Source organism: Ruminococcus sp. RTP21484sp1_RTP21281st1_A8_RTP21281_210402, assembly GCF_040914025.1.
GTDB lineage: Bacteria > Bacillota > Clostridia > Lachnospirales > Lachnospiraceae > Blautia_A > Blautia_A faecis.
The window spans coordinates 1-4,843 of record NZ_JBCPGE010000072.1 but is presented as its reverse complement, the minus strand read 5'-3'; the positions used below and the strand labels follow the sequence as shown (position 1 = coordinate 4,843).

Here is a 4,843-nt window from a genome sequence, read left to right as displayed (position 1 = left end):
GAATGAGGAAACGCTTGGATTTATTTTCAACAGGATGTTCCCGGATGCAAAGAAAGAGGCTGTGGAGCAGTTTATGGGAGTATTTCTGGATCTGCAGCAGAAATCCATGAACAGTGAAATTTCCACAAAGCCGCTGGATCTTCGCGGCCTGCTTGCTGCCATGAAGATTGTGCGTACCGGGCTTTCCCCATGGCAGGCGGTACGCATGGGAATTGTGAATAAAACATTTGATGTGTTTGAGAAGGAAATCGTGGAGGATGTGGTGCGAACCAGAATTCCGCAAAGCTGGACACGGGAAGATGTTTATGGAGAATAAGGAAAACGAATCTTTAAAAATTTCTGCCAAATTGGTTGATCTTGAAGATGCAGAGGAATTTTTGAAGAAATCAGCTATTGGGAAAGAAAAAATTAAAATTGTAGCTGGGGATAAGAAATCAGAAAAAGTTTCAATGGAAGTACCTGTAGCGGAGGAAAGCGAAAATTTTCAGGCAAGAGAGGATAACTGTGAAGAACTGAATCTCCAGGATTATCAATTAGAGTTGGAAAACCGTATCCGAAATCTGCTCTGGACCATCAGCGGGGACTACACCCAGCAGATGAAGCCGGATGTTTCCCTGTTCCTCAGGTCAAAGGATATTGCATTGTATGATGGAATTAAGCAGGGCGCATTGGCGAAATTCTTCGATAAAGATTTTCTGGGAATGTATCTGGTGAAAAAAATCTTCATGGGCGCGGATGAAGCTGCGCTTACCTTTGTTTCGCAGCTCTGTATTGAAGAAGCCATCGGAGAACGGATCTGTGAACAGCGCCCTGGGATCTGGGAGATGCAGAGGAAAGCCTGCGAGGACATACTGGATCAGGAATATGAGACTATGCCGTCGGCATCAGATAAGCTGGGCTATCTGAGAGTGAATCTGCTGAGAAGGCGGATTGACAGAGGGGAAAATGCGGATGCATCAAACAAAACTATAACAAATATAACGGAAAAAGAACAAAAAGATAGAAAATACAAAGGAATCTATCACTATATTGACTTGATTTCCAGCGCAGCAGAGACTGCGGATACAATGTCTTTAATCCGCATCATAGACACGGTATACAATGAAGTTGCTGACCCCGATTTTTCCAAAAAGGCAACCCTTGAGCAGGTGCTTGCTGTCACTATGGAGGATCTGACGGAGTTCGACTGGCACGACTATCTTTCCGAAGAAATGTATGAGGACGCACTGGAAAGCTATATGGAGCAGCTTACCTCCAATGTGGCGGGTATGGAGAATGCGGATGTCACCCGGGAGATGGAAGAGGAACGGCAGTCGAAACAGAAAATTACAGTTTTGCCTCCGGAGGCGTTGGAAAAAGCCCACACCTATGTGGAACTGAATTTTGGAAAAACTTATCTGAGCGAGCTGGAAGAGAAGCGGATAAACCAGCTGATGTGCCGTGACATCCACAGCGACTGCAGCCTGTATTTTACTGAGGGAATTCTGAAAAGTCCGGTAAAACGAAATTACCAGTATGAATATGCAAAAAGGTTGAAAAATAAGAATATCTGGCTTTATCATGACAAACACCGCATTGTGAAGCGGAATATCTCCCTTCTCACAGAAATGCTGAAAAAGTCACTGGTCATCAAAAGTGAAAATCAGGAGATTCTTTCAGACAGAGGAATGATTGTTCCATCAAGGCTGTGGCGGCTTGGAAGAAGCAGTGATGCACAGGTTTTTAGGCGGGAATTGAAGGGGGATTCTTCTGATTTTGTGGTGGATGTGCTGATCGATGCCAGTGGTTCCCAGATGAGCCGCCAGGGCGAGGTAGCGCTGCAGGCCTACATTATCAGCGAGGCACTTAGCAATGCAGAGCTGCCCCACAGAGTGATGAGCTACTGCACCTTCTGGGACTATACCATTCTCCACCGCTTCAGAGAATATGACGACCAAAGAAGTGCAAATGAAAATATATTTAACTATGTAACATCATCCAACAACCGTGACGGACTTGCCATCCGGGCAGCAGGATACGGCCTTCTGAACCGGGAGGAAGAGAAAAAGATTCTGATCATTCTCAGTGATGGACGTCCTTACGATGTTATTGTCAATCGTCCCAATGCGAAGAATCCGGCACCGTATCATGGGAAGTATGCAATTACCGACACTGCAGCCCAGATCCGTAAGCTGCGCAGCCAGGGAGTGAGCGTGCTGGGTGTTTTCGCCGGAGAAGAGAAAGATCTGGCGACGGAGAAGAAGATTTTTGGAAAGGATTTTGCATATATCCGGAATATTACCGGATTTTCCAAAATCGTTGGAAGATATCTTACAAAGCAATTGGAGGATGATGAATAAGAAAGCAGAATACGGAGGTAACGCCATGTTTCAAAATAACAAAAAAGCTGCCTTCCTGGATTATCTGATGATCATTGTTGGTACAGCCCTTATGGCAACTGCCATAAACAGTGTTTTCGATATGTCCGGTATGGTAACCGGAGGCTTTTCCGGTATTGCGATCCTGGTAAAAGAGTGGACAGAGGGAGTCGTGCCGGGAGGCATCCCACTGTGGATCACGAACTTAAGTCTGAATATCCCGCTGTTTCTGATTGGAATGAAGCTTAGTGGATTCCAGTTTGTGAAAAGGGCACTGGTGGGAGAAATCTGCCTGTCATTCTGGCTGGCGGTTCTTCCGGCATTTGACATTGCAGGAAATGATCTTTTGCTGGCAGCCGTTTATGGTGGTGTGATCCAGGGAATTGGAATCGGACTTGTGTTTCTTGGAAGAGGAACTACCGGGGGCACAGACATGATGGCGGCACTGCTTCAGCGGAAGCTCCGCCATTACTCCATTGCCCAGATTATGCAGTTTATTGACGGAGCCATTGTACTTGTAGGTATGTATGTGTTCGGTGTGCAGAAAGCACTTTATGCCATCATCGCCGTTTACCTTGTGACAAAGGTATCTGACAGCATGATCGAAGGTTTGAAATTTTCCAAACAGGCGTATATCATTACCAGCAAGCCTGACGAGATTTCCAGAGAAATTATGGACAAACTGGATCGCGGCGTGACCGGAATCCACGGAAAGGGAATGTACTCCGGCCAGGACAAGCTGCTTCTTTACTGCGTTGTGGGACGCAAGGAGATCGTGGCATTGAAAGAGCTGGTGGACCATATTGACCCAGATGCTTTTGTGATCGTGTCTGACGTGCGTGAAGTCCATGGTGAGGGATTTATTGAACGTAAGTAAAAAGGAAAACTTTACCAAAGCCTTTTGCGCACCGCAAAAAAAGGGGAAAATAGGGCTTGAAATTGGAGTGATATAGAAAAAGTTAAAAAAATATGCTGGAAATTTGTAAATTTTTTCTACTTTCCTCTTCCTTTTTTGGTGATTTTGTATTAAAATAGGTTCATGAATTTTTGGAATCAGTAGATTTTCCTAAGACTGTCTGAGGTTTTGTGCAATATTACAGATTTGAGACCGCGAATTTTGGCACTAATGGACAGCGATTCATGCCGGGTATACCGGCGAACATATAATGTTACTGCTCTCTTTGACAATGTTTTCACTATCCTGGAATACATTGACAGCTGTGAGACCAGTAGCCCTATAATTTACAAGAAGGGACGGAAGGGTAATGATATCAAATCAGGTACTGCAGAATACACTTGAGGGGCTCAGGGAGATATCCAGGACGGAGTTTTGCATTATTGACACAGATGGCAAGACACTGGCGTCCACCTACAGTGAATTTGAGATTCAGCCACAGGATATTCAGGCATTTGTGGAATCCCAGGCTGCCAGCCAGCTTGTGAAAGGTTATCAGTATTTCAAGGTCTGTGATGATTACCAGCTGGAATACATTCTGGTCGCCCACGGAGAAGATGAAGATACTTATATGGTAGGAAAGCTTGCCGCTTTCCAGATCCAGAGCCTGATCGTTGCATATAAGGAGCGTTTTGACAAGGACAGCTTCATTAAGAACCTGCTTCTTGATAACCTGCTTCTGGTAGATATTTATAATCGTGCGAAGAAGCTTCATATTGATGCTGATGTTCGACGGGTGGTTATGATCCTGGAGCTTGAGCAGGAGAGAGAGCACAGCTCCATGGAGAGCGTGAAGAGTCTGTTCGGCGGCAAGAGCAAGGACTTTATCACAGCTGTTGATGAGAAGAGCATTATCATTGTCAAGGAACTTGAGGAGAACGAAGGATACGAGGAGATGGACAAGCTTGCCCAGACCATCCTTGATACCTTAGGACTTGAGAAAGAGAATACTACACATATTGCATACGGAACTATCGTAAGCGAGCTGAAGGAAGTTTCCCGTTCCTACAAGGAAGCCAGAATGGCTCTTGATGTAGGCAAGATTTTCTCACCTGAGAAGGACGTTATTGCTTACAGCTCTCTTGGAATAGGCCGTCTGATCTATCAGCTTCCGATCCCGCTGTGCAAGATGTTCATTAAGGAGATCTTCGGCGGCAAGTCCCCGGATGATTTCGACGAGGAGACTCTGGTTACCATCGACAAGTTCTTTGAGAACAGCCTGAATGTATCCGAGACCTCCAGACAGCTTTACATTCACCGTAATACTCTGGTTTATCGTCTGGACAAGCTCCAGAAGAGCACCGGACTTGACCTTCGTGTATTCGAGGATGCGATCACATTCAAGATCGCGCTGATGGTTGTAAGATACATGAAGTATATGGAGACTCTGGAGTATTAAGTTTCATATTTGTAATTTCTGTGCCTGCTGCATTTGTTTGTGGCAGGCATTTTTCACTTTATAGGAAAGACCGCCTGAGGCGCTCTCTTGAATTGAAAAATGCCCGCACGGAGGCGGGCACGACGACAAGAC

The 4,843-nt window shown here is 45.4% G+C and carries 3 protein-coding genes and 1 pseudogene; all 4 read left to right on the top strand.

What is annotated here, in order from left to right; genetic code table 11:
• Positions 1-316 (top strand): annotated as a pseudogene (locus AB5170_RS21290) (MoxR family ATPase); the annotation flags it as partial.
• Positions 306-2,339: a nitric oxide reductase activation protein gene (locus AB5170_RS21285; RefSeq protein ID WP_368361918.1), complete on the top strand. Its 2,034-nt coding sequence runs from the start codon at positions 306-308 to the stop codon at positions 2,337-2,339. The pseudogene AB5170_RS21290 and the gene AB5170_RS21285, both read left to right, overlap by 11 nt.
• A 25-nt stretch (positions 2,340-2,364) precedes the next feature.
• Positions 2,365-3,234, top strand: coding sequence for a YitT family protein (locus tag AB5170_RS21280; protein ID WP_148463244.1), 870 nt, complete (start codon positions 2,365-2,367; stop codon positions 3,232-3,234).
• A 388-nt stretch (positions 3,235-3,622) separates the two neighbouring features.
• A complete protein-coding gene (locus AB5170_RS21275; RefSeq protein ID WP_173716296.1) occupies positions 3,623-4,711 on the top strand; it encodes a CdaR family transcriptional regulator in 1,089 nt (362 codons plus the stop codon).
• Positions 4,712-4,843: the final 132 nt, after the last annotated feature.